This window comes from Curtobacterium sp. YC1, assembly GCF_016267665.1.
Classification (GTDB): Bacteria; Actinomycetota; Actinomycetes; order Actinomycetales; family Microbacteriaceae; genus Curtobacterium.
The window spans coordinates 1,200,256-1,225,912 of the sequence record NZ_CP066341.1 but is presented as its reverse complement, the minus strand read 5'-3'; the positions used below and the strand labels follow the sequence as shown (position 1 = coordinate 1,225,912).

21 protein-coding genes and 3 rRNA genes are annotated in these 25,657 nt (G+C 67.5%); 10 read left to right on the top strand and 14 right to left on the bottom strand.

The genetic code is table 11. The features are described 5' to 3' along the window. Positions 1–90: 90 nt before the first annotated feature. A complete protein-coding gene (locus I8920_RS05835; RefSeq protein WP_198658198.1) occupies positions 91–1,005 on the bottom strand; it encodes a hypothetical protein in 915 nt (304 codons plus the stop codon). A 71-nt stretch (positions 1,006–1,076) separates the two neighbouring features. Between I8920_RS05835 and I8920_RS05830 the strand changes: the two genes are divergently transcribed. Continuing rightward, on the top strand, positions 1,077–2,096 hold the full coding sequence (locus I8920_RS05830) for a hypothetical protein (RefSeq protein WP_198658197.1): 1,020 nt from the start codon (positions 1,077–1,079) through the stop codon (positions 2,094–2,096). A gap of 193 nt (positions 2,097–2,289) precedes the next feature. On the opposite strand, the gene I8920_RS05825 is transcribed toward I8920_RS05830, so the two are convergent. Beyond that, positions 2,290–3,222 (bottom strand): NADP-dependent oxidoreductase, encoded by a 933-nt coding sequence (locus I8920_RS05825; RefSeq protein WP_198658196.1) that lies wholly within the window; start codon positions 3,220–3,222, stop codon positions 2,290–2,292. A 137-nt stretch (positions 3,223–3,359) separates the two neighbouring features. Here I8920_RS05825 and I8920_RS05820 point away from each other — a divergent pair, with 137 nt between their 5' ends. The 5 genes from I8920_RS05820 (at position 3,360) to I8920_RS05800 (ending at position 7,632) form a co-directional block, all read left to right on the top strand. Beyond that, positions 3,360–3,932 (top strand): hypothetical protein, encoded by a 573-nt coding sequence (locus I8920_RS05820; RefSeq protein ID WP_198658195.1) that lies wholly within the window; start codon positions 3,360–3,362, stop codon positions 3,930–3,932. Positions 3,933–4,095: 163 nt separating this feature from the next. Continuing rightward, positions 4,096–4,935, top strand: a complete 840-nt coding sequence (locus I8920_RS05815; RefSeq protein ID WP_198658194.1) for an ABC transporter ATP-binding protein — start codon at positions 4,096–4,098, stop codon at positions 4,933–4,935. Beyond that, positions 4,932–5,741, top strand: a complete 810-nt coding sequence (locus I8920_RS05810; protein ID WP_198658193.1) for an ABC transporter permease — start codon at positions 4,932–4,934, stop codon at positions 5,739–5,741. Before I8920_RS05815 ends, I8920_RS05810 begins: the two co-directional genes overlap by 4 nt. Before the next feature lie 53 nt (positions 5,742–5,794). Next, positions 5,795–7,000 carry a sensor histidine kinase gene (locus I8920_RS05805; protein ID WP_198658192.1) on the top strand — a complete coding sequence of 402 codons (1,206 nt, stop codon included), beginning with the start codon at positions 5,795–5,797 and terminating at the stop codon, positions 6,998–7,000. Next, complete coding sequence (locus tag I8920_RS05800; RefSeq protein ID WP_198658191.1) at positions 6,997–7,632, top strand: response regulator transcription factor; 636 nt, start codon at positions 6,997–6,999, stop codon at positions 7,630–7,632. Before I8920_RS05805 ends, I8920_RS05800 begins: the two co-directional genes overlap by 4 nt. Positions 7,633–7,738: 106 nt before the next feature. Here the strand turns inward: I8920_RS05800 and rrf are convergent. The 6 genes from rrf to I8920_RS05770 all read right to left on the bottom strand — a co-directional run bounded on the left by rrf (position 7,739) and on the right by I8920_RS05770 (position 16,311). Further along, positions 7,739–7,855, bottom strand: a 5S ribosomal RNA gene (rrf, locus tag I8920_RS05795). 156 nt (positions 7,856–8,011) lie between these two features. Then, positions 8,012–11,137 (bottom strand): 23S ribosomal RNA (locus tag I8920_RS05790). A gap of 427 nt (positions 11,138–11,564) precedes the next feature. Then, positions 11,565–13,086 (bottom strand): 16S ribosomal RNA (locus tag I8920_RS05785). Together the 16S, 23S and 5S rRNA genes form the textbook arrangement of a ribosomal RNA operon. Before the next feature lie 621 nt (positions 13,087–13,707). Next, positions 13,708–14,940, bottom strand: a complete 1,233-nt coding sequence (rlmN, locus tag I8920_RS05780) for a 23S rRNA (adenine(2503)-C(2))-methyltransferase RlmN (RefSeq protein WP_198658190.1) — start codon at positions 14,938–14,940, stop codon at positions 13,708–13,710. 92 nt (positions 14,941–15,032) lie between these two features. After that, positions 15,033–15,923, bottom strand: coding sequence for a C40 family peptidase (locus I8920_RS05775; protein ID WP_198658189.1), 891 nt, complete (start codon positions 15,921–15,923; stop codon positions 15,033–15,035). Positions 15,924–16,116: 193 nt separating this feature from the next. Next, complete coding sequence (locus I8920_RS05770; RefSeq protein WP_198658188.1) at positions 16,117–16,311, bottom strand: hypothetical protein; 195 nt, start codon at positions 16,309–16,311, stop codon at positions 16,117–16,119. Positions 16,312–16,511: 200 nt separating this feature from the next. On the opposite strand from I8920_RS05770, the gene I8920_RS05765 reads away from it, so the two are divergent. From I8920_RS05765 to I8920_RS05755, 3 genes are read left to right on the top strand one after another with little or no spacing between them, the layout of a single operon-like run. After that, positions 16,512–17,195 (top strand): class I SAM-dependent methyltransferase, encoded by a 684-nt coding sequence (locus tag I8920_RS05765; protein ID WP_198658187.1) that lies wholly within the window; start codon positions 16,512–16,514, stop codon positions 17,193–17,195. Positions 17,196–17,205: 10 nt separating this feature from the next. Then, entirely contained in the window at positions 17,206–18,015 is an 810-nt protein-coding gene (locus I8920_RS05760; RefSeq protein ID WP_198658186.1) for a PmoA family protein, read from the top strand. Beyond that, positions 18,012–18,497, top strand: a complete 486-nt coding sequence (locus tag I8920_RS05755; protein WP_198658185.1) for a tetratricopeptide repeat protein — start codon at positions 18,012–18,014, stop codon at positions 18,495–18,497. Before I8920_RS05760 ends, I8920_RS05755 begins: the two co-directional genes overlap by 4 nt. 6 nt (positions 18,498–18,503) lie before the next feature. Here I8920_RS05755 and I8920_RS05750 read toward each other — a convergent pair whose 3' ends face one another. The 3 genes from I8920_RS05750 to I8920_RS05740 all read right to left on the bottom strand — a co-directional run bounded on the left by I8920_RS05750 (position 18,504) and on the right by I8920_RS05740 (position 22,540). Continuing rightward, positions 18,504–18,725, bottom strand: a complete 222-nt coding sequence (locus I8920_RS05750) for a PLDc N-terminal domain-containing protein (protein ID WP_198658184.1) — start codon at positions 18,723–18,725, stop codon at positions 18,504–18,506. A gap of 329 nt (positions 18,726–19,054) precedes the next feature. Further along, on the bottom strand, positions 19,055–20,473 hold the full coding sequence (locus I8920_RS05745; protein ID WP_198658183.1) for a protein kinase domain-containing protein: 1,419 nt from the start codon (positions 20,471–20,473) through the stop codon (positions 19,055–19,057). A 144-nt stretch (positions 20,474–20,617) separates the two neighbouring features. After that, positions 20,618–22,540, bottom strand: coding sequence for a family 43 glycosylhydrolase (locus I8920_RS05740; protein ID WP_198658182.1), 1,923 nt, complete (start codon positions 22,538–22,540; stop codon positions 20,618–20,620). Positions 22,541–22,686: 146 nt separating this feature from the next. Between I8920_RS05740 and I8920_RS05735 the strand changes: the two genes are divergently transcribed. After that, the gene (locus I8920_RS05735) at positions 22,687–23,292 is read left to right on the top strand and encodes a dihydrofolate reductase family protein (protein ID WP_198658181.1); all 606 of its coding nucleotides are present in this window, start codon (positions 22,687–22,689) and stop codon (positions 23,290–23,292) included. Between the two features lie 10 nt (positions 23,293–23,302). On the opposite strand, the gene I8920_RS05730 is transcribed toward I8920_RS05735, so the two are convergent. From I8920_RS05730 to I8920_RS05720, 3 genes are all read right to left on the bottom strand, one after another. Beyond that, complete coding sequence (locus tag I8920_RS05730) at positions 23,303–23,782, bottom strand: hypothetical protein (RefSeq protein ID WP_198658180.1); 480 nt, start codon at positions 23,780–23,782, stop codon at positions 23,303–23,305. A 93-nt stretch (positions 23,783–23,875) separates the two neighbouring features. Then, complete coding sequence (locus I8920_RS05725; protein WP_198658179.1) at positions 23,876–24,739, bottom strand: ABC transporter permease; 864 nt, start codon at positions 24,737–24,739, stop codon at positions 23,876–23,878. Next, a complete protein-coding gene (locus I8920_RS05720) occupies positions 24,736–25,656 on the bottom strand; it encodes an ABC transporter ATP-binding protein (protein ID WP_198658178.1) in 921 nt (306 codons plus the stop codon). The genes I8920_RS05725 and I8920_RS05720 overlap by 4 nt, the downstream gene beginning before the upstream one ends. Position 25,657: the final 1 nt, after the last annotated feature.

Below are 25,657 nucleotides of genomic sequence, written 5' to 3'. Positions count from 1 at the left end.
GAGCTCGCCCACAGGGACTGGGCTCTACCTCAGAGGGCGATCAATGCGCTTCTGAACGACGACGACGACTGACTGGCTAACACATCATCGTCAGGACCAAGACGGTTCAAGGCGCGCGAAGCCGATGGTATCCGGGTGCCAAACGGTGATCCCGAGCGAGTGGCAGAGTTCGAGGATGTCGTTCGCCGGGCGCCCCGGAAGAAGGATCGAGGGTGCCAAATCCAAAGACTTCGCGCGTGCCACATGAGCGTAGTCGAGCACCTGCCCGATCGCGGTGCGCACGTAGGTCCGAGCTACCGATTTCTTGGCTTCGATGACTTCTCCAGTGGTCTCGTTGTACAGATCAGGTCGAAGGACACCGTCGGTAGTTTCCAGCACGAGGAGCTTGACTTCGTCTCCACGAAAGGTGAGCCATCGACCGAAAGATGCTTGAAGCTCGAATTCGACGCGCGATGCATGCGTTTCTGCACCAGTCAGCTGCCGGCTGACCGCGTAGTCATCGAACGAAGGCGCTGACCACCCACTGACGAGCGGAGCGATGCCCTCGCGACCATAGGTCGGCAGGAGTTCCAGAGCCGCGTCTTCCAAGGGAGCCAAGTTGAAAATTATTCCAGCACGGAGCGGACCGTCCGACGACGGTATCTGACGTACGTCAAAGGCAGGGTCACCCAAGGTAAACGGGCCGACGTAGGTAGCGTTTCGGCCTGACGTTCTGAACAGCCGAACCACTCTGCCGTCCTCAGCGGAATCTCGCAATATCCGATTGCCGCGGACGAACTGCTGATCGCCTCGCTGCCCTTCACCGGTGTACGCGTACGTGCCATCCTCTCGCAACCCTTCGAAGCGATCGTAGCCGTGAGCAGCACCTGAGACAGGGTCGGTGAAGACAAGGATGTCCGGCGTCGACCGAACGGGCGCTATCCCGTTCTGCCAACTACCTCCACCCACGATCTCGTGGAGCTCCCGGCGCGGGAGCGTCCGACCGACCTCGATCTTCCACGTCATCGGCAATCGACCGTCGCCGTCACACGAGAGTGCGGTTGGCGAACTGAACATTTCTTAGACATTCTGTATTCATGCCAGAACTCACGGATCTCCTCGACGCGACTCACCGTGCAAACCTGATTCTCCAGCCGGCCGGACCAGCAGCACGCACGAACCTGGATGGAACCGTGTACAAGCCGGTCGACCGCGTTCGATGGGCGCCGCACCTGGGCGCAGACGACCGGCGCTCGCTCGAGAGGAGCCACCCCTCAGGTCAAGTACCAATGTGGGGCACCACGGCGGGACAGCGAGGCCAGATGCGATCGCGGTGGGACCGGATCCGTTACGGTGACGCGATCTTCTTCCTCGGGGGGAACCATGCCTACCTCGCCGCGACCATCACCCACAAATGGGTCAGTGAAAGCCTTGCTGACGAACTCTGGCCCCGGAAGCGCAGCGCAGACGGGAACGCGCGCCCCTGGGAGCTCATGTTCAGCTTCACTGATCCGGTGGAAGTGCGTTTGTCGTACGCCGACATGGCCGAGGCGTCAGCGCGAGTGCGCGCCCTGGGCACCCGTGAGTTCAATGTCTACGGTACGGACGTGAGTGTTCCGGTCCTCGCACTACTCGATCAGGACACCGCAGCGCTCATCCGGCCCGTCGGGGGGTTCGATTATCCATCGATAGCCCGTCGATTCGACGAACTCGACGCTGAGGTGACGACGACGCGACGGCTGGAACAACGGTATCTGCGCACGTGGATTCTTCCAGGCGATTCGGGCGTCTGCGCTCTGTGCGGGAGGTCCATGGCATCCTCGTTCCTCGTTGCAGCCCACATCAAGCGGCGCTCAGATTGCTCCGACGACGAGAAGAACGATCTCCCCGCGATCGCCATGGCTGCTTGCAAGTTCGGGTGCGACGAACTCTACGAGCGCGGACTGATCTGGGTCGACGACCGAGGGCGATTGATGAAGTCAAAGGACCTCTCTGACGTGGAGGCGCTTAGCTACTGGCGCGCGAAGCTGCGAGGGCGGGTCGTCGACATCTGGCAAACGCGCCCGGAGTCTCGTCGATACTTCGCGGCGCATCGAGAGCGCTTCGGACATAGCTAATCGCGTCGATCCACAGCCCGAACGTGCTCTCCGTCAACCGCCGGAACACCGCTGAGACCATCGTTCGAACATCCACCTCGCTAGGGCATGATCGCAGACGACACCATCGCAGACGACACGATCATGGACATCGAGGGCGTCGACGGAGTAGACGACCGGCACCGCCCCTCCCGTCCATCACACGGACGTCAACTCACCAACAGAGCACGAACCGCCCCCGCGTCCCCCCGGCCTCCAACCGCTCATGCGCCTCCCCAGCCCGCGCAGCCGGCAGCACTTCCGCCACCCGCGGCGTCAACGTCCCACTCTCCACCGCATGCCGCAGCTGCTCGAGCTTGTCGAACGACCGGTACTCCGAGAACACCATCACCTGCACGAACTCGATCCCCCGGTCCCCGTTGCCCTCCCACCCCCGCACGTCGAAGAACACACCACCGTCCCGGACCGCGTCCACCACCGAGGCCCGCTGCACAGCAGCATCGGCGAGCGCATCGACCCCGTCCGGCACGAGTTCTCGGACAGCGGCAGCGAACTCATCACCGCGAGGCACGATGTGGTCCGGCCCGAGCGACCGGACCAGCGCCTCGTCCTTCTCAGCTGCATCCGCGATCACGGTCAGCCCCGCGGCCTTCGCCAGCTGCACCACGTAGTTCCCGAGCAGCCCCGCAGCCCCGGTCACGGCGAGCGTCTGCCCCGGCGCGAGCGAGGCGTGCGACAGGATCTGCAACGCCGTCAGCCCGTTCATCGGCACTGTAGAGGCGAGCGGGAGAGACGTCCCGCGAGGGATCCGCGTGAACGACCCCACCGGCGCGACGAGCTCCTGCACGTAGGCGCCCCCGTGCGCGCTGAGCGGCAACGCCATCGCCATGACCTCGTCACCGACGGCCCATCCGGACACGTCGGGTCCGACCTCGTCGATCACGCCGGCCGCGTCCATCCCCGGCACGTACGGCGGCGAGGCCTGCGAGCTGTCCCGCTGCCCGGCACGCACCCCCGTGTCGGTGGGGTTGACGGCGAACGCCTGCACCCGGATCCGCACGGATCCGGCGCCGGCGTGCGGCTCCGGCACCTCGTGGACGGCGAGGGCCTCGGGCCCTCCGAATTCTTCGACTCCGATGACCTGCATCATCCCGGTCTACGCGCCGGTTGCTTGACGCAACCTGACGCGGCCACCCCCGGACTGGAGGCCGGGCACCAGCCCGCACCGCGCCTCCAGCCCGTCAGGAGTCCCGTCCACGGCGCGTGGTGCGCCATGCTGGCACCGTGCGTCTCGACGAACTCCTCACCCGGTCCGCCGGTCCCGCGATCGCCGAGGAGCTCGCCGCCCTCCGCCGTCCCGCCCGGTACGTCCTCGAGGGCCTCCACCAGGAGTCCCGGCAGAAGTACTGGCAGTTCCGCATCGACGTCGACGAGGCCGCGCAGACCTGGGCGCTCGTCCGTCAGCGCGCCAAGCCGGTCTCCTACCGCGGCGGCGTGCTCCACGAGCCCGACGACGGCCCGATCGAGGTGTCGTTCGCCCGGAGCATGATCTCGTCCCCCGTGGTCCGGATGGCCGTGCCCGACCTGATGCACCGCTGGGGTCGGTCACTGGACGACTTCCACCCGGTCCTCGTGCAACACGTCGGCGAGCAGTCGATCCTGGTGACCTTCGAGCACGAGGAGGACCCGGCGTTCCGCACGACGCTGGTGATCGACGAGCGCGACGGCATCGCCCGCCGTTCCTACGAGCACGGTGGCGCCACGTTCGTCACGAGCGTGCGGACCGCCGAACCCGACGAGGTCCTGCCCCGCGCGCGCTTCGTGGCACCGTCCGACCGGATCCGCCCGCAGTACTGACGTCGTGACGGTTCCGGTTCGCGATCCCCGACGATCACGAACCAGAACCGCCAGGGCCGGAAACCGGACCACCTTCCCCGGCGGCACCATCCCCCGATCGGACGATGCCGAGACCACCGCACCGGTCGATCCCCGCATCGCACCCAGCCGCCAGGCTGGAGCCATGCCCGACACCCCAGCCATCGAGGTCCACCACCTCGGCAAGCAGTACGCCACCGGCACGGTCGCCGTCGACGACGTGTCCTTCACGATCGAGCCCGGCGAGACCTTCGCGATCCTCGGTCCGAACGGCGCCGGCAAGTCCACCACGGTCGAGATCCTCGAGGGCCACCGCTCCCGCACCGCCGGCGAGGTCCGCGTCCTCGGGCACGATCCCGCCCGGCCCGACCGCCGGCACAACGCACGCATCGGCATCGTGCTGCAGACCAGCGCGGAGTCCCCGAACGTCACCGTGGCCGAACAACTGCGCCACTTCGCGACCTTCTACCCCCGGCACCGTAGCGTCGAGGAACTCCTCGACGCAACCGGGCTGACCGAGCAACGGAACGTCCGCGTCAGCAAGCTGTCCGGGGGCCAGCGCCGCCGCGTCGACGTCGCCCTCGGGATCATCGGCCGGCCCGAGGTCCTGTTCCTCGACGAGCCGACCACGGGCTTCGACCCGGAGGCCCGCCGGCAGTTCTGGGACCTCCTCCACCGGGTGCAGCGCGAGGGCACGACGATCCTGCTCACCACGCACTACCTCGACGAAGCCGCTCAGCTCGCCGACCGTGCAGCGGTCATCGCCGACGGGAAGCTCCTCGACCTCGCCCCGATCGACGAGATCGGCGGCACCGAGGCCCGAACACCACGGGTCCGCTGGCACGACGACGACGGCACCCACCACGACGAACGCACGACCGACCCCACCGCACTGATCCGGAGCAGCACCATGCCGATGCACGACCTCGAAGTCATCCGCCCGTCCCTCGAGGACGTCTACCTCGGGATGGTGGGCCAGCGATGAAGACCGCGACCAGCCGCATCGGCTACGAGATCCGCTCGTACTTCCGTGCCCCCGACGCCGTCTTCTTCACCTTCCTGTTCCCCGTCGTCATGCTGGCGCTGTTCTCGGCCGCGTTCGCCGACGCCGACCCGATCAGCGCCGTCGCAGCGAACGGCCGGCCGATCGACGTCGACTACGCCACGTACTACCTGCCCGGCTTGGTCGCGACGGGCATCCTGCTGTCCGGCACGCAGTCGCTCGGCGTGGACATCGCCGGGGAACGCAGCGACGGCACCCTGAAGCGCCTCGGCGGCACACCTCTCCCCGTCCTGTCGTACTTCGTCGGCAAGATCGGCATGGTGCTCGTCACGACGGTCGTGCAGACCGCGCTCCTGCTGGCGATGGCGAGCCTGGTGTTCGGCGTCGAGCTGCCGACCGACGCCGACAAGTGGGGGGTCTTCGCCGGCATTATGGTCCTCAGCATCGCGACCAGTTGTGTCCTCGGCATCGCGATCTCCGCGCTCCCCCGCGAGGGCCGCCGCGCCACGGCCACGATCGTCCCCGTCGTCCTGGTGCTGCAGTTCATCTCCGGCGTCTACCTGCCCTTCATGCAGCTGCCGGACTGGCTGCAGGACGTCGCCTCCGTCTTCCCGCTGCGCTGGATGGCGTCCGGCATGCGCGCCGTCTTCCTGCCCGACACGTTCGCCTCGGGCGAGCCGGGAGGCGCGTGGCACCTCGGCCTCGGCGCCCTGCTGTTGGCAGCATGGCTGGCCCTGGGCACGGTGGCCTGCCTCCTCACCTTCCGCTGGAACCGCAAGGACTCCTGATGGGGCCTGTGCAGAATCGCTCGGCGGCTCCGCATCGATGGGATGCTGTGCTCATGAGCGGTGAGGCGTGGATGCGCAACAGGTGGCTGCACGGCTTCTTCGCCGGCACCATGCTCCTCACCGTGGTCATCGCGGCGCTCGCATGGTCACCGTGGTCGACGCGGTGGCCGGCGTACGTCGTCGTCGCGGTCCTCGTCGTCGCGTACATCGCATACGGGCACCGCGGCTACGACGAGCCCCGGGCCGCAGCCGCGTTCCTGCCGCTCGTCCTCCTCGGCACGCTCGTGCTGCCCGCCGTGTCACCGAACACGGCTTTCGTGCAGTGCATCGCGTTCCCGCTCGTGTGGGTGCAGTCGGAGCGCGTCCGCACCGCGGTTCTGCTGTCGGTCGCGGTCGCTGTCACGAGCAGCATCGGCTGCAGATTCTCCGGCGGCCCGGACGCCCTCGTCAGCACCCTGCTCGTCGAGGGCATCAGCCTGGTCGGCACCTGCGCGATCGGCGTCTGGATCTCGAGCGTGTCCCGCCTGTCCGAGGATCGACGTCAGCTCATCGACGAGCTCCGGGCCACGCAGGAGTCCCTCGCCGAGGCGCACCGCCGCGCCGGCGTCGCGAGCGAGCGGGAGCGACTGGCCCGTGAGATCCACGACACCGTCGCGCAGAACCTGGCGGGCATCGTCATGCTCACCGAGCGTGCCCGGAAGGACCACTCCTCCGGACGCGGAGCGGCGCTCGACGAGCGGTTGTCGGTCCTCGAGGAATCGGCCCGCGCCGCCCTCGAAGACTCCCGCTCCCTCATCGCCGCCGGCGTGGCCGGTGCGACGAGTGGGAGCCTCGCGGGGTCCCTGCACCGACTCGCCGAACGCTTCACCCGTGAGACGGGAACACCGGCCACGGTCGATGCGACCGACGTCCCGCTCGACCGTGACGCCCAGGTGGTGCTGCTCCGCGTCGTCCAGGAGTCCCTGGCGAACATCCGGGCCCACGCGAACGCCAGCGCGGTCCAGATCGTCCTCCACCACGACCACGACCTCGAACGCACCGGGGTCCGCGTGACCGACGACGGCGTCGGCTTCGACACCGGCGCCCCCACTGCCGGGCACGGACTCCGAGGGCTCCGTGAACGTCTCATGCTCTCTGGGGGCACCTGCACCATCACGAGCACCCCGGGCGGAGGCACCGTCATGGACGCGAGCCTCCCCACCGCAGCGGGCGCTGCGCTCCTCGCTTCGCCGTACTCCGTGTCGGCGGTGTCCCGGTGATCCGCGTCGTCGTCGCCGATGACCACCCGATCGTCCGCTCGGGCATCGTCGCCCTGCTGCAGGACGCCGACGACATCGAGGTCGTCGGCCAAGCCAGTGACGGTCGAACCGCTGTCGAGGTGGCGCTGCGGGAGCGCCCCGACGTCGTACTCATGGACCTCCGGATGCCCGTGCTGGACGGTGACGCGGCGACGGCTGAAATCCTCGCGGTGGAACGCGGTGTCCGGGTCCTGATACTCACGACCTACGAGTCCGACGACCAGATCCTGGCCGCCATTGAGGCCGGGGCCACGGGCTACCTGCTCAAGGCTGCCCCGGAGTCCGAGATCCTCGCCGGCGTCCGCGCCACTGCCCGAGGCGAGACCGCACTGGCCCCCTCAGCCGCAGCGGCCCTGGTGCGCCGAGCAACGGGAGCCTCAGCAGCAGCCCCGGCCGGCCCGTCCCTGACCCCGCGCGAGTTCGAGGTCCTCCGGCTCGTGGCGCAGGGCAACAGCAACCCGGCGATCGGCCGCACGCTGTTCCTCAGTGAAGCGACGGTGAAGACGCACCTCGGTCACGTGTTCGAGAAGCTCGGCGTGAACGACCGCACCCGCGCGGTCACCCGTGCCATGGAGCTCGGCCTCCTCAGCTGACCCGCAGTCTGGGCATCAGGAGCAGCTGCGCTCCAATCAACACTCTGGAACGCAGAAAACCCCTGACCATGACTGGTCAGGGGTTCCCTGGTGTTTCCAACGTTAAGTCCGGCGGCGTCCTACTCTCCCACAAGGTCCCCCTTGCAGTACCATCGGCGCTGAGAGGCTTAGCTTCCGGGTTCGGAATGTGACCGGGCGTTTCCCTCTCGCTATGACCACCGGAACACTCTCGACCATGATGATGCCTGGTCTCAAAGCTGTCCCGGCTACCACCCACACAAAAGTGGGTGGAGCGGTGTATTCAGTTTGATTCCCGATCGTCTGTCGGGAACCACAAAGTGGACGCGAGCCCCGCACACAAGGTGCGGGAAATCAGTGTGTTATCAAGTCTTCGGCTTATTAGTACCGGTCAGCTCCACGGGTCGTTAGTCCCCGCTTCCACATCCGGCCTATCAACCCAGTAGTCTTCTGGGAGCCTCTCACACTCAAGGTGCATGGAAATCTCATCTCGAAGACGGCTTCCCGCTTAGATGCTTTCAGCGGTTATCCGGTCCGAACGTAGCTAATCAGCGGTGCCCTTGGCAGAACAACTGACACACCAGAGGTTCGTCCATCCCGGTCCTCTCGTACTAGGGATAGATCTTCTCAAATTTCCAACGCGCGCAGCGGATAGGGACCGAACTGTCTCACGACGTTCTAAACCCAGCTCGCGTACCGCTTTAATGGGCGAACAGCCCAACCCTTGGGACCTACTCCAGCCCCAGGATGCGACGAGCCGACATCGAGGTGCCAAACCATGCCGTCGATATGGACTCTTGGGCAAGATCAGCCTGTTATCCCCGAGGTACCTTTTATCCGTTGAGCGACAGCGCTTCCACAAGCCACTGCCGGATCACTAGTCCCGACTTTCGTCCCTGCTCGACCTGTCAGTCTCACAGTCAAGCTCCCTTGTGCACTTACACTCGCCACCTGATTGCCAACCAGGTTGAGGGAACCTTTGGGCGCCTCCGTTACTCTTTGGGAGGCAACCGCCCCAGTTAAACTACCCATCAGGCACTGTCCATGAACCCGATCAGGGTCCTACGTTAGACATCCAAAGTGACCAGAGTGGTATTTCAACAATGACTCCACGAACACTAGCGTGCCCGCTTCACAGTCTCCCACCTATCCTACACAAGCCACTCCGAACACCAATACCAAACTGTAGTAAAGGTCACGGGGTCTTTCCGTCCTGCTGCGCGTAACGAGCATCTTTACTCGTAGTGCAATTTCGCCGAGTTCGCGGTTGAGACAGCTGGGAAGTCGTTACGCCATTCGTGCAGGTCGGAACTTACCCGACAAGGAATTTCGCTACCTTAGGATGGTTATAGTTACCACCGCCGTTTACTGGGGCTTAAATTCAGAGCTTCGCCCAAAGGCTAACCCTTCCTCTTAACCTTCCAGCACCGGGCAGGCGTCAGTCCGTATACATCGTCTTGCGACTTCGCACGGACCTGTGTTTTTAGTAAACAGTCGCTTCCCACTGGTCTCTGCGGCCTTCAACGCTCACGGAGCAAGTCCGGTCACGCGTCCGGCCCCCCTTCTCCCGAAGTTACGGGGGCATTTTGCCGAGTTCCTTAACCACGATTCTCTCGATCTCCTTGGTATTCTCTACCTGACCACCTGAGTCGGTTTCGGGTACGGGCGGCTGCAACCTCGCGTCGATGCTTTTCTCGGCAGCATAGGATCACTGATTTCCCCTTACGGGTACGCGTCGGATCTCAGGCACACAGACGACGGATTTGCCTATCGTCAGCCCTACATCCTTACACCAGGATCACCTTACGGATACCATCGCCTGGCTCAGCTACCTTCCTGCGTCACACCTGTTCATACGCTAACCGCACCAGCATGGGGTCGAGCGTTAGACCGGACACCATCACCCCGAAGGGATCCGGTGAGCCGGGTTAGGACTCTTAGCACCACTGGATTAGCTTGGGCGGTTGTTCGCCGGTACGGGAATATCAACCCGTTGTCCATCGACTACGCCTGTCGGCCTCGCCTTAGGTCCCGACTTACCCAGGGCGGATTAACCTGGCCCTGGAACCCTTGGTCTTTCGGAGGACGGGTTTCTCACCCGTCTTTCGCTACTCATGCCTGCATTCTCACTCGTGTAGCGTCCACGGCTGGATCACTCCGCCGCTTCACTCGCCACACGACGCTCTCCTACCACTCCGCACGACTGAACCACGAAGGCTTGTCGAATGTGCGAAATCTACAACTTCGGTGGTGTGCTTGAGCCCCGTTACATTGTCGGCGCGGAATCACTTGACCAGTGAGCTATTACGCACTCTTTCAAGGGTGGCTGCTTCTAAGCCAACCTCCTGGTTGTCTGTGCAACTCCACATCCTTTCCCACTTAGCACACGCTTAGGGACCTTAGTTGGTAGTCTGGGTTGTTTCCCTCTCGACGATGAAGCTTATCCCCCACCGTCTCACTGCTGCGCTCTCACTCACCGGCATTCGGAGTTTGGCTGACGTCAGTAACCTGTTGAGGCCCATCGGCCATCCAGTAGCTCTACCTCCGGCGAGAAACACGCAACGCTGCACCTAAATGCATTTCGGAGAGAACCAGCTATCACGAAGTTTGATTGGCCTTTCACCCCTATCCACAGCTCATCCCCTCCATTTTCAACTGAAGTGGGTTCGGTCCTCCACGACGTCTTACCGTCGCTTCAACCTGGCCATGGATAGATCACTTCGCTTCGGGTCTAGAACATGCGACTCAAACGCCCTATTCAGACTCGCTTTCGCTACGGCTGCCCCACACGGGTTAACCTCGCCACATATCACTAACTCGCAGGCTCATTCTTCAAAAGGCACGCCGTCACCCCTACAAGGAGGCTCCGACGGTTTGTAAGCAAACGGTTTCAGGTACTATTTCACTCCCCTCCCGGGGTACTTTTCACCTTTCCCTCACGGTACTTGTCCGCTATCGGTCATCTGGGAGTATTTAGGCTTATCAGGTGGTCCTGACAGATTCACACGGGATTTCTCGGGCCCCGTGCTACTTGGGATACACATCCGGCCATAACACCATTTCGTCTACGGGGCTGGCACCCACTACGGCCCGGCTTTCAAACCGGTTCGACTATGATGCGCTGTAACCGCCCCAGTCCGGCAGAACTGAGCGACGTGTCCCACAACCCCGACCATGCAACGCCCGCCGGCTATCACACATGATCGGTTTAGCCTCATCCGCTTTCGCTCGCCACTACTCACGGAATCACATGTTGTTTTCTCTTCCTGTGGGTACTGAGATGTTTCACTTCCCCACGTTCCCTCTACCCGCCCTATATATTCAGGCGGGAGTCACCAGGTCGCAGAACGCCTGGCGGGGTTTCCCCATTCGGAAATCCTCGGATCAAAGCTCGATTATCAGCTCCCCGAGGCTTATCGCAGATTTCTACGTCCTTCTTCGGCTCCAGATGCCAAGGCATCCACCGTTTGCTCTTAGAAACTTGACCACAAAGATTAAAATTGCGATCCAACGTCACCAATCAACAACCCGAAGGCTGATCATGGATGACGCGAATCAAAGATGCTCGCGTCCACTGTGTAGTTCTCAACATACGATCGGCACCAGCACTCCCCCACCCACAGGTAGGATCACACCGGCCCGACGAAGAACCAGCAACCAGAACGAACCCGTCCCAGTCACGGCTCAACCCTCAGTCCATCACAGACCGAGAAGCCTGGTCCCTCAGGACCCAACAACGTGCACCAGCCAGCAGCTCCACCCCAACCCGTTCCAACCCTGCAAGCAGGACGTACTGAGACCGGAAGCATCACTCCCAACTGCACTGTCAATGTTCCACCCATGAGCTACCCGTCGGACACGTTCGGTCCGAATCGGGCGCCTGGACACCGCAAGCGATGCCAGATGCTCCTTAGAAAGGAGGTGATCCAGCCGCACCTTCCGGTACGGCTACCTTGTTACGACTTAGTCCTAATCACCGATCCCACCTTCGACGGCTCCTTCCACAAGGGTTAGGCCACCGGCTTCGGGTGTTACCGACTTTCATGACTTGACGGGCGGTGTGTACAAGGCCCGGGAACGTATTCACCGCAGCGTTGCTGATCTGCGATTACTAGCGACTCCGACTTCATGAGGTCGAGTTGCAGACCTCAATCCGAACTGAGACCGGCTTTTTGGGATTCGCTCCACCTTACGGTATCGCAGCCCTTTGTACCGGCCATTGTAGCATGCGTGAAGCCCAAGACATAAGGGGCATGATGATTTGACGTCATCCCCACCTTCCTCCGAGTTGACCCCGGCAGTCTCCTATGAGTCCCCGGCATAACCCGCTGGCAACATAGAACGAGGGTTGCGCTCGTTGCGGGACTTAACCCAACATCTCACGACACGAGCTGACGACAACCATGCACCACCTGTACACCGACCACAAGGGGGCGACCATCTCTGGCCGTTTCCGGTGTATGTCAAGCCTTGGTAAGGTTCTTCGCGTTGCATCGAATTAATCCGCATGCTCCGCCGCTTGTGCGGGCCCCCGTCAATTCCTTTGAGTTTTAGCCTTGCGGCCGTACTCCCCAGGCGGGGCGCTTAATGCGTTAGCTACGACACAGAAACCGTGGAAAGGTCCCTACATCTAGCGCCCAACGTTTACGGCATGGACTACCAGGGTATCTAATCCTGTTCGCTCCCCATGCTTTCGCTCCTCAGCGTCAGTTACGGCCCAGAGATCTGCCTTCGCCATCGGTGTTCCTCCTGATATCTGCGCATTCCACCGCTACACCAGGAATTCCAATCTCCCCTACCGCACTCTAGTCTGCCCGTACCCACTGCAAGCCCGAGGTTGAGCCTCGGGATTTCACAGCAGACGCGACAAACCGCCTACGAGCTCTTTACGCCCAATAATTCCGGACAACGCTTGCACCCTACGTATTACCGCGGCTGCTGGCACGTAGTTAGCCGGTGCTTTTTCTGCAGGTACCGTCACTTTCGCTTCTTCCCTACTAAAAGAGGTTTACAACCCGAAGGCCGTCATCCCTCACGCGGCGTTGCTGCATCAGGCTTTCGCCCATTGTGCAATATTCCCCACTGCTGCCTCCCGTAGGAGTCTGGGCCGTGTCTCAGTCCCAGTGTGGCCGGTCACCCTCTCAGGCCGGCTACCCGTCGTCGCCTTGGTGAGCCATTACCTCACCAACAAGCTGATAGGCCGCGAGTCCATCCCCAACCAAAAAATCTTTCCACCACCAGACCATGCGGCCGGCAGTCGTATCCAGTATTAGACGTCGTTTCCAACGCTTATCCCAGAGTCAGGGGCAGGTTACTCACGTGTTACTCACCCGTTCGCCACTAATCCACCCAGCAAGCTGGGCATCATCGTTCGACTTGCATGTGTTAAGCACGCCGCCAGCGTTCGTCCTGAGCCAGGATCAAACTCTCCGTAAAAAATTACAACCAACACCCGAAAGCGTCAGCGAGTTGATTCTGACTGTCGACTGTCTACTGACAATCTTCAATCCAAAAGGAATTGTCTCAAACCCAGCCCAAAGGCCAGGCACGAGGTCAATAAAATTGGCATTGACAATGTGCACGCTGTTGAGTTCTCAAGGACCAGACGCACTCCCCGCTCCACCCGAAACACGAGCATCACCAGAGAGGCATTCGTCTTGCACCACCCGAACACACGCCGAATCACTCCGACCGTTCAAGGGGTTGGTTGCCTGAGCGGGACCCCGTCCGGACTGCGTCCCAGGGGTTCAACCCTGTGACCGTCTCGGCCGTTCCGTTCTCCGCCTCAGCGGCAACGAGTGATTACTTTACGCAGAGGTGAACACCAGCGCCAAGCCAGCCCACATCCCGGGCGTGTCGTACCCCGACTCCCCCGGAAACACGCGGATCGAGGCGCACACGGGCACCCGACCGGCCCCGGGAACGACGGAAGGCACGGTGCCAACGCGCACCGTGCCTCCCGGACGAACGAACGAACGAACCGCCGGACCGGACCCACCCGACCGAGCCGGACACGAACCGGACCCGACCGGGATCGAGAGCGATCCCGGTCCTGACCTACTCCGCTGCGGCCAACTGGCCGCACGCCCCGTCGATCTCCTTGCCGCGGGTGTCGCGCAGGGTCGTCGGGATGCCGGCGGCGTTGAGCCGACGGACGAACTCGTCCTGCACGTGCTCCTCCGACGAGGTCCAGACGGACCCCGGCGTCGGGTTCAGCGGGATCGGGTTGACGTGCACCCAGCCCTTGCCGCGCTTGTTGAGCTTCTCGGCGAGCAGGTCCGCACGCCAGGCGTGGTCGTTCATGTCCTTGATGAGCGCGTACTCGATCGAGACCCGACGGCCCGTCTTGACGTAGTACTCGTGGGCGGCGTCGATCGCCTCGTCGGCCTTCCAGCGTGAGTTCACCGGGATGAGCTCGTCGCGGAGCTCATCGTCGGGTGCGTGCAGGGACAGCGCGAAGGTGAGCGGGATGTTCTCGTCCGCCAGCTTCTTGATCGCCGGCACGAGTCCGACGGTCGACACGGTGATCCCGCGCGCGCTCATCCCGAGGCCCATCGGCTGCGGCGCGACCATCAGGCGCACGGCGTCCATCACCCGCTTGTAGTTCGCGAGCGGCTCCCCCATGCCCATGAACACGATGTTGGTCACCCGCTCGGCGTCGACGCGGTCCTTGCCACCCTTGCGGGGATCGCCCCCGAGTTCACCTGCGGCGATCGCGGCGTTGGCCCGGACGATCTGCTCGATGATCTCGGCGGTGGACATGTTGCGCGTCAGCCCCGCCTGGCCGGTGGCGCAGAACGGGCAGTTCATGCCGCACCCGGCCTGCGACGACACGCACAGGGTGATCCGCCCCGGGTACCGCATGAGGACCGACTCGACCAGGGCGCCGTCGTGCAGCTTCCACAGGAACTTGATCGTGTCGCCGTTGTCCGTCGCCAGTCGCCGCGTCTCGGTCAGCAGCGGCGGCAGCATCCCGGCGACGAGCTGCTCGCGCTGGGCGGCGGGCAGGTCGGTCATCTTGGCCGGGTCGGACGTGTAGTGCTGGAAGTAGTGGGTCGCGAGCTGCTTGGCGCGGAACCCGGGCAGGCCGAGTTCCTTCACGCGGGCCTCGCGTTCCTCGGCCGTCAGGTCGGCCAGGTGCACGGGCGGCTTGCCCCGCTTCGGGGACGCGAACTGCAGGAGCGGACGACCGTCGGTGTCCGTCGCCTGCTTCCAGCCCTCGGTGCGCGGGCGCACCTGCGGACGAGCAGACTGCTGCTGTTCGAACGGGGTGCGGGTGTCGGAAGCCATCACTCCAGGATACGGGAGGCCCGTGGCGCGTGGGAACGCCCCGTTCCGGTGGTCCTGCTGGTCGCCGTCACGGCCGCGCGACGGTTCGTCGGTCAGCTGCCGGCGGGCAGGACGCGGGCGAAGTGGTGCGCCGCCGAGTACATCGGCACGATGTCGACGACCTCGCCGGGGTGCGGTGCCTGGAGCACGAGGCCCTGGCCGAGGTACAGGCCCACGTGGTCCTCGTCGTCGTACACGACGAGGTCACCGGGCAGGGCTTCGGACTCAGGGATCGTCGTCGCGGTGGCGTCCTGCGTCGGCACGTAGTGCGCGAGCTCGATCCCCACGGCCTGGTACGCGACCATCGTGAGTCCGGAGCAGTCGATGCCGTCGTGGCTCGCGCCGCCCTCGACGTACGGGTCCCCCATGTACTGCAGGGCGGTCTGCACGATCGTGGCGCGGTCGCCGCCGGCGGACAGCGCCGCGGACAACGCCGACTGCGCCTGGGCCGTGGTGACCCCGAAGCGCAGGTCGAGCGTCGGGTAGGACACCACGGTGGTAGTGGTCGTCATGCCGTCGGTCGAGACGACGGGGACCGGGACGTCGTGCGCCACCGTGAAGGTCTGCGCGGCCCGGGCCGTGGTCGTGCCGGACCGGGTGTCGGCCGGCAGGGTGTCGGCGTTCGCGGGGAGGGTGAGCGTCAGGCTCGAGGTGACGGCGAGCGCCGGTGCGAGCAGGATCGCCGCGCGCTTGGCGTTGGCGGAACGGCGGACGTGCCGGGGGTCGGTCGCGCGCTCGGCACGCAGCGTTGCGGTCCGCGTCAGGACGGCGGCGCCGGCGGAGGGCACCGGGACGGGCCGCGGCTGCGGCTGTGTGCGCGGAGCACGTGTCGGAGCCGAGTGCTCGTCGACGGCCGACCGGTCAGCGGCGGGGCTGGACGCTGCGCGGCGCCCACGGGGACGGAGCTGCTGCGCGTCCGGCGTCAGCGGCACGGTGTCGGCCACGGGGTGCGTGTTCGCTCGTGCGGGCTGACGGTCTTCGGCTGCTGCAGGCAGGGCGTGGCGTCCCATGGGTCCTTCCGGGTCAGGATCGGCGATCCGGAAGATAACGTATTGGTCACGGCGGCTCCGGCGGCTGGGCAGCGCCGGGGTCTGCCTGCGGCTCGTCACAGGAACGAGCACCCTGCCGCCGCGGGCGTCAGCGCTGTTCGTCGGTCCTGTTCCCCCGTACGTTCACGAGGTCGGTGAGGGACGGTTCGCCCTCCTCGGTGGGCAGGGCGTGCCCGCGGCGGACGGCCTTGCGGACCTGACGGTAGGTCGTCACGGACATCGGGTCGACGCCGTCGGCGGACTCGTAGTGCGAGGGGGTGCTGGGGGTGGGCGCATCGGTCATCGCCCCGGACGGTACGCGTGCGGAGCGCTGAGGGACGGGCAGCTGCGTTCCGTGGCCGAACGGCGCGGGCTCGGCTCGGCCGGGATCCTGCTCGCCGGGTCGGACGGGAGGCTCGGCGTGCGCCCGCGCCGCTCGGCGCCCTGTTGCCGGGTCGGCAACAGCGCTTGGGTGCGGCTCGGCAGGTGCGCTGGAGTACGTGCATGCACACCCATCACGACGGGACGGCCGCCGGATCCGCCGCCACCGACCCCACCTCCGCACCGTCCGCTCGCGAGTGGTGGGAGGCCCGCTACGCCGAGCGCGACGGCATCTGGTCCGGGCGGGTGAACGCCGTGCTCGCCTCGGTGACGTGGGGGCTGCCGGTGGGGCGGGCCCTCGACCTGGGCTGCGGTGAGGGCGGCGACGTGGTGTGGCTCGCCGAGCAGGGGTGGGACGTCACCGGGATCGACCTGTCGGTGACGGCGCTCGAACGCGGCTCCCGTGCCGCCGTGGCCGCGGGGGTGGAGGACCGGGTGGCCTTCGTCGCCGCGGACCTGGCACGGTGGGACACTGCCGCGCGGTTCGACCTGGTGACGGCGTCGTTCCTGCAGTCGTGGCCGGTGGCGATCCCGCGAGCCGACATCCTGCACCGGGCAGCGGAGTTCGTCGCCGCCGGTGGGCACCTGCTCGTCACCGCGCACGCCGCACCCCCGCACGACGACCTGCCGCCGGAGCTCCTCGAGTACCGCTTCCCCTCGCCCGTCGACGACCTCGCCGCCCTGCAGCTCGACGACCGGTGGGACGTGCTGGTCGCCGAGGTCCGGCCGCGCACCGCGACCACGCCGGAGGGTGACCCGCACGAGGTGCTCGACAGCGTCGTGCTCGCCCGACTGACGCGCGGGTAGCGTCGGTGGCGTGAGCACCGACGACGGCACACTCGCACTCGTGGTGGACGGCGTCGAGGTCGCCGTCGGGCGTGACGGATCCGGCTCGGCCGCGACGTCGTCCCCTCGGCCGTACCTGCACCCGGTCCGGACGCTCGCCGGCACCGTCGTCAGCGCGCACCACCCGACCGACCACGACTGGCACTGCGGCGTCGGCGTCGCGATCCCGGACGTCGACGGCGTGAACTGCTGGGGCGGCCCGACCTACGTCGAGGGGCTCGGCTACGTCCGGCGCGACGACCACGGCTCGGTCGAGGTCGTGCACGCCGAGCGGCACGGCACGACGTCCGCCGAGGCGCTCGTCTGGCTGGGCCCGGACCGCGCGGTCGTCCTGCGTGAGGACCGCATGCTGCGGTGGCGCGCGGTCGCCGGCGGGTGGGAGCTGTCCTGGTCGTCATCGTTCCGCACCTCGGGCGACACCGCGGTGCGCCTCGGGGGTCCGGGCAGCAACGGCCGGGTCGGAGCGGGGTACGGCGGCTTCTTCTGGCGGTTCCCCGAGTGCACCGCGGTCGTCGTCCGGACCGCCGACGCCGAGGGCGAGGCCGCCGTGCACGGGTCGGTCGCGCCCTGGATCACCTGGTCGGCGGAGTTCGGCGGTGCCCCGGCGACGATCCGGATCGAGGCCGTCGACCACGACGACCCCTGGTTCGTCCGCGCCGAGGAGTACCCCGCGATCGGGTCAGCCCTGGCGTGGAACTCCCCCGCCGTCGTGCAGCCCGGCGCAGCGCTGGTCCGTTCGTTCCGCGCGACGGTCACCGACGGCGGTACCCTCGCCGGATGAGCACCGGGGACTGGGAGTCACGCGTCGCGGCGCTGTGGGACGACGAGACGATCGACGACCAGCAGCGGATCGAGCTGATGCGCGACCTCGCCGCCGACGCCCCGCACCCGGCACTCGGCGCGTTCGAGCTCGGCGGCGCCTTCGACTCCGGCGGACACGAGGCCGACGCCGACGTGCAGTACGCCGCTGCGACCGCAGCCGGCCTGGACTCCGTCGACCCGGACCGCGCCGCCAGGATGGTCGTCCAGCACGCCTCGACGCTGCGGAACCTGGGCCGGACCGACGCTGCCGTCGCGATGCTCCGCGACGCCCCGGAGCACCCCGCCACCGGAGCGGCACCGCGGGTGTTCCTCGCGCTCGCCCTGCACAGCGCGGGACGGTCCGCCGAGGCACTCCGAGTCGCGATCGAGGCCCTGGAGCCGACGCTCCCCCGCTACCACCGGTCCGTCCGCGCCTACGCTGCGGCCCTCACGGAGGACTGACGCGCGTCAGGCGTTCCGGCGCTGCAGGGCGTCCGCCGCCTTGCCGAGCAACCAGTTCACGGCCCAGCCCAGCACGCCGACCACGGGCAGCGCGAGGATGAGCACCGTCCACAGCACCTTGACCACCTGCGTGCGCCGTCGATCGCGCCAGACCTGCACCAGCGCCACGGCCTCGAGCGCCAGCATCACGAGGAGCACCACGGTGTGTGCCCCCGACAGGTTCGTCAACACGAGCAGTCCTCTCCGCGGCGACGGTCGTCGCCCACATCGACGACAGTACGGCCAGCCCGGATCCGTCCGCATCATCCGTCCGACTGACGACGCGGGCGGTCGCGCTCGCGAACGGGTCAGGCGATCGCGACCTCGCCCCGCGGAGCGGGCGACGGCACCGCGAGCGGTCAGGACACACCGTCGGCAGGTGGTCGAGCGGCCACAGGCCGTCGCGCGGGAGCGCGCCGGGCGACGGACCGTGACCGCTCGGCGGACGGCATCGGCGCGCGGTGGGCGCGACCACCGCCGGACGGGAGGCGCGGTGCGGGCTGACACCGGGCCTCCCGTCAGGCGGTCCGCTCGCCCGCCGGACGCGCGAGGGGCAGCGCGTCGCTCGTGGTGCGGAGGGACTCCTGCCGGATCTCGAGCTGGGACACGGCGAGCGCCGCGAGGTCGTGCAGGTTGGCGAGGTCGGCCTCGGTGGCCTCACGCGGACGGGTGTCGAGCACGGCCAGGGTGCCGATCGTCGACCCGTCGTGCTTGACGAGCGGGACGCTCACGTAGAACCGGATGCCGAGCGGACCGGTGACGAGCGGGCTGTTCCGCATCTCGGGGTGGGCGGAGCCGTCGGGGATCACGACGGGGACGGGGACCGGTGCGAACCCGTTGCGGAAGCTGATGCTCCGCGCCGCTTCGTCGACGCCCTCGGCGATGTACGACTGCGACCACTCGCGGTCCTCGTCGAGCACCTCGACCAGGGCGATCGGGGCGTCGAACAGGCGGGCGGCCATCGCGGTCGTGCGCTGCAGCGACTCGTCCGGCAGGGAGTCGAGTGTTGCGGGCCGCTCGATGTCGGCGCGCGCGGTGGCGGCGTCCGCCGCCGCACCGGCGGACGGGTCGACGACGTGGTCGGCGGCGGCCGTCTCGGTGATCACCACGTCGCGGAGCAGCGCCACGAGCTCGGCTCCGAGCGGACGGGCGGCGGGGTCCTGCGCGGTCATCGCCCGGAGCAGCTGCTTCCAGTGGTCGGGCAGCGGCTCGGGCACCACCGGGTCGCGGGACAGCCGTGCCACCGCGGACTCGACGAGCGAGCCGGGGAACTCGCGGCGGCGGGTGAAGCACTGCAGCAGCACGAGGCCGAGTGAGTAGACGTCGCTCGCCGGTCCGACGTCGGCGCCGCGCGCCTGTTCCGGGCTGAGGTAGGCCGCGGTGCCCGTCGTGACGCCGTCGGCGGTGAGCCGTTCGACGCCGGCGGCGAGGGCGATGCCGAAGTCGGTCAGGCGCGCACGGGCACGGTCCGAGTCGTTGCCGTAGTCGACGAGCAGGATGTTCGACGGCTTGATGTCGCGGTGCACGACGCCGTGGGCGTGGATGTAGTCGAGTGCCTCGGCCATGTCGTAGCCGATCTCGGCGATGTGGCGCGACGCCAGCGGGCCGACGGCGAGGCGTTCCTCGAGGTCCTGCCCGACGACGAGGGCCATGACGATGTACCGCTGCCGGTTGCCGTCGGCCCCCAGGACGACGCCGGCGTCGAGCAGGCTGACCAGGTTGTGGTGCTCGAGTGATGCGAGCACGCCGAGCTCGGCTTCCTGCCGGGCGATGTCGACGATGCCGGCGTGGAACACCTTGATCGCGACGGGGCGGTGCAGGCTCTCGTCGACGCCGCGGTACACGACGGACATGCCGCCCTGACCGATCGCCTGTTCCAGGCGGTAGCGCCCGTCGAGCAGCGGCGCGCTCGCGTCGTGTTCCTCCGTCGGAGTCATCCAACCCTCGTTCTCGGATCCGGCAGCAATGATGCATCTTCGCATCCCGGAGCGAACGATGGACGCACCCGTCGTTCTGCGGCTGCGCGGGGGTGCCGGACGCGGGCACCCGATCGCCGCGATCGGGTGCCCGCCCGCGCGGGATCAGCGCCGGTGGTTGGCCACCGTGCTGACGCGCAGGTCCTCGAAGGTGCTCGTGAACCCGGCCCCGCCGAGCGAGATGAGCCCGATCCGCGGAGTGCTGCCGAGGTCCGCCGTCCACGTGCCACCGCGGACGAAGTGCCGGCCGTCCAGGCTGGTGTACGCGGTGTACCGGTGCTCCCCCGCCACGGCCCGGTGCACGATCCGCAGGGTGGTGGTGTCCCCGACCGGACCGACGACCATGTTGCCGTAGCTGGGCGCCCCGGCGGGTTGCCCGGACGCCTGCTTGCCGAACTCGGTCTGCCGGGTGTTGAAGATCGAGTTCGACGTCAGCCGGACGTAGTCGCCGTCGCTCCCGTACACGATCAGCCCGCCCTGCACGTAGTTGCGGCCGTCACCCGTCGCCGGAGTGTCGACCCCGACGGTCGTCTCGACCACCCAGTCGCCGCGGGGTGCCGGTTCGGACAGGACCGACGCGAGCGGCGTCTGCGGCGGGTGGATGTCGGCGTCCTGCGTCTGCCACCGGAACGTGCCGTCGGCGACGGTCCAGGTCGAGGCGTCGGGCTCCCGCGTCCAGCTGAGCGCCGGCGGCAGCGTGGTGCCGTCGAACGAGGTGGAGAGGCTGCGGATGGTCCGGCCGGGCACGTCGTCCGGGACCGGACGCGGCCGGTACGCGGAACGCTGCCCCGGCTGCGCGGCGGGGCCGGGCTGCACCGAGTCGGACGGACCGGCACCGCCGCGGACGACCGGCCAGCCGCCGCGCCAGTCGAGCGGGTCGATCAGGGCGGGGCGCTTGGTGTAGGTCGGCTGCCCCGCGTAGGTCGGGTCGGTGCGGTCCGCCGCGTGGTAGATGATCCAGTCCTGGCCGGCGAAGTCGGTGACCACGGTGTTGTGGCCGGTGCCCACCCACCGGTTGCCGTTCTGCGCGAGCAGGGGCGTGCCTCCCACCCGGGTCGCGGTGATCGCGACGCCGTCCCGGTCGACGAAGGGTCCGAGGGGGCTGCGCGACCGGGCGACGAAGACGCCGTACCCGGTCAGCGCGCCGTTGCAGCAGTTGGTGGCGGATCCCATGAAGTACCACCAGCCGCCGTGCCGCATCAGGTACGCGCCCTCGTAGCGGTTGTCGATCGCGATCTGCCGCTCCGACGCCGGGTCGGACCGCAGGCCGTCGGCGCTGAGGCGACGGACGTTCACGCCGCCGAAGTAGCTGCCGAAGTACAGGTAGGTCGCTCCGCGGTCGGTGATGACCTCGGGGTCGAATGCCCACCGCTGCCCGTCGCCGTTCGGTGCGGCCTGGGGCGCCACGACCGGTCCTCCGGAGTCCTTCCACGGCCCCGTCGGGCTCGAGCTCGTCGCGACGCCGACGGCCGATCCGCCACCGTTGGGGCCCGTCGCCGACGGGGTGTCCGACGCCGCGTAGTACAGGAACCACGTGCCGGGACGCCCGCGTTCGCCGGCCCGGTACACGATGTCCGGCGCCCAGACCCCGTTCGCCTCGCCGACCCACGCGGGCTTCGTCGGGAACGCGTCGTTCACGTACGTCCAGTGTGTCAGGTCGGTGGACCGGTACGTCGGCACCGCGTGCTGCACGAGCGACCCGTCCGGGTTCTGCTCCGTCGCGGTGAGCGCGTCGGTGGTGCAGTACAGGTACCAGTTGCGGTCGCGCCCGGCCCCGCGGATCACCGTCGGGTCCGCGCAGCTCGCGGCCGTCTGCCCGTCCGGCAGCGCGAGGGCCACCGGGTTGCGGTGGGTCGGCGCGACGCGGCCGTGGCGGTCGGCGCCGGTGGACGACCCGGCCGACGTGGTGGTCGCCCCGGGCGTCCCGCCCGGCACGGCGGACGCATCCGCTGGCACGGCCTGGAGGCCCGTGGTCGCGACGCCGAGGAACGCCACGACGGCGAGGAGTGCGGTGGACGATCGGCGCATGCCGGACCTGCTCTCGTCGTTGAGGGAGGTGCTCTGGAGGGACTGCGGATGTCGACGGGCGACGTCCGCGAGCGTACGCTCGGCCGCACCGGACCGCCACGGTCCGGCCCGGTTCCGTCCGGTCGGTGCGACGAAGGAGTCCCGCCATGCCCGCGAGGTTCGTGTACTGGATCAACGTCTCCGTCGACGGGTTCGTCGAACGGGCCCCCGGCGAGCACGACGGCCCGGACGGCCCCGACTGGATCCGGATCGACGAACCGCTGCACCGGGAGTTCAACCGCCGGGCCGCCGCCATGACCCTGTCGGTCGAGGGTCGGGTGGTCCGTGACCTGATGGACCCGTTCTGGCCGGACGCCCGCGACGACGAGTCGATGCCGGCGTACCTGCGCGAGTACGGCGCGATCTGGACCGACCAGCCGAAGGTCCTGGTCTCCCGCACCCGGACGACCGCCGATCACGACACCCGTGTGATCGGCGGCGACGGTGACGCCATGGCCGAGCTCGCCGCGATCCGTGCGACGGGACACGGCGACGTCGGCGTGGCCGGTCCGAGCATCGCGAGTCAACTGCTCGACGCGGGACTGCTCGACGAGGTGATGCTCTTCACGCACCCGTCGGTGCTCGGCGCCGGGCGGCCGCTGTTCGACCCGCCGGTGTCGGGGCGGCGTCCGCTCGTGCAGCTGGACCTGGTCGAGCAGCAGCGCTACGACAACGGCGTCACCCTGCACCGGTACGACGTCCGGCGGTCCTGAGCCGTCGGGGTCAGTCCCCGGGCCCGATCACCCGGACGGACCAGGCGCTGTCCCGGTCGCTGTCGAACGCGTTGAAGGACACACTGTCCACGGCCGAACGCTCGCCACGGTGCAGGTCGATGCGCTGCTGCCCGTCGCTGCACGCCATCGGGTCGATCCAGCGGTTCCGCGAGGTGGAACCGGACACGACCGTGATCGAGCCGCTCATGTGCCCGTCCCCGAAGCACGAGAACTCCAGGTGATCGAGCGTCTCGGGATGCTCGTACCGGATCGTGATGCCGCGGTCGAGCTCGTCGTCATCGCCCGTCGGCCCCTGCCCCGCGGACTGCTGGGCGTACATCGCCCCGAGCTCGTGGTCCGACTCAGTGGCCATCTGCCGCTTCTCCCATGCGTGCAGCGCGGCCTCGTCGACGGGGGGCGGGCCGGCGCAGCCGGCCAGCAGGAGCACACCCGCGATCGCGGGCAGGAGCAGGGCGGGGACGGAACGCACGCGCTGAGCCTAGTGACGCGGTGGACCCGCGCCGCGAACGACGGGAGGCGCGGTGCCGGCTGGCACCGCGCCTCCCGGCCGTGGGTGGTCGCGTCAGACGTCGCGGCTGCGCGCGACCGTCAGGGCGAGGCCACCGATGACGAGCACCTCGGCCGCGAGGACTCCGAAGCCGCCCCAGCCGTTCAGCTCGACGCCGCCGGTGTCGGCATCGCTGGCGCCGGAGTACGAGTAGGCGTAGAGCTGGGCACCGGCCGAGTCCGGCAGGAACGTCGCGATGTCCATCGGCCACTCGACGTTCATGAGCCCGCTCATCAGCGCGAGCACCGTCGGCACGACCAGCAGGAGGCCGAGCGTGATCGCGATGCCACCGGCGCTCGAGCGGACGAGCAGCCCGATGCCGTAGGCGAGCAGCGCCAGCAGGGTCAGGAACACCGACGAGCCGAGGATCGGCATGAAGACCGAGGGGTCACCGATCTCCGGGTCGACACCGTTGCCCCCGAGCAACGGCAGCGAGACGAGGACGCCGATCCAGGTGGCGACGGCGCTGACCACGAAGGTCGTGACGGCCAGGACGGTCGCCTTCGCCAGGATCACGCCGGTGCGACGGGGGTCGGCGGTGAACGTCGAACGGACCTGGCCCGTGCCGTACTCACCCGTGATGATGAGGACGCCGAGCACGCCGACGACGAGCGAGGACAGCAGGACGCCGACGGTGTTCGCGTTCACGACCGTGCCGTTGGCGAGGTCCGTCGGCATGTCCTGTCCGCCGGTGTTCGTGTTCGCACCGACCAGCGCGGCCATGCCGATGGTCACGACCACGAGGATCGCGTAGCACCAGAACGTGGAGCGGATGCTCCGCAGCTTGATCCACTCGCTCCGCACCAGGTGCGGGAACGACAGGTGGGTCGAGCCGTGCATCCGGGTCGACGGCGTGGTCGGCGAGGTGGTGGCGCTCATCGGTCGCCCTCCGATCGGTACTCGACGTCGTCGCGGGTGAGGGCCATGTAGGCCTCCTCCAGGCTCGCGCCGGTCGGGGTGAGTTCGTGCAGGGGGACGCCGGCCTGTGCGGCGATGTTCCCGACCGTCGGTGCGTCGGGACCGACCACCAGGAAGGAGCCGTCCTCGCGCTGCGACACCGAGGCGTTCGGACCGATGGCCTCGAACAGACGCTGTGGGTCCGGGGTGCGGACGACGACACGGCTGCCGCCGCCGTTCGCTCCCCCGCCCGCGACGAACTCGGCGATCGGGGCGTCGGCGAGGACCTTGCCCCGTCCGAGCACGACCACGCGGTCGGCGGTCTGTGCCATCTCGCTCATCAGGTGGCTGGAGAGGAACACCGTGCGACCGTCGGCGGCCATGCGGCGGGCGAGCTGTCGGACCCAGATCACCCCATCGGGGTCGAGGCCGTTCACGGGCTCGTCGAGGATCAGGGTCTTCGGGTCGCCGAGCAGTGCGGCAGCGATTCCCAGGCGCTGCCCCATGCCGAGCGAGAACCCGCCGACGCGCTTCTTCGCGACGGACTCCAGGCCGGTCATGTCGATGACCTCGTGCACCCGGGACTTCGGGATGCCGTGCGTCGCGGCGAGCGACAGCAGGTGGTTGTAGGCGCTGCGACCGGAGTGCACCGCCTTCGCCTCGAGCAGGGCGCCGACCTGACGGAGCGGGTCGCGGAAGCTCGTGTAGGGCTGCCCGTTCACGGTGGCCGTGCCCGAGGTCGGTCGGTCGAGCCCCATGATCATGCGCATCGTGGTGGACTTCCCGGCACCGTTGGGGCCGAGGAAGCCGGTCACACTGCCGGGGTGCACGACGAAGGAGACGTCGTCCACGGCGGTCTTGGGACCGTACTGTTTGGTGAGATGGTCGACTTCGATCACG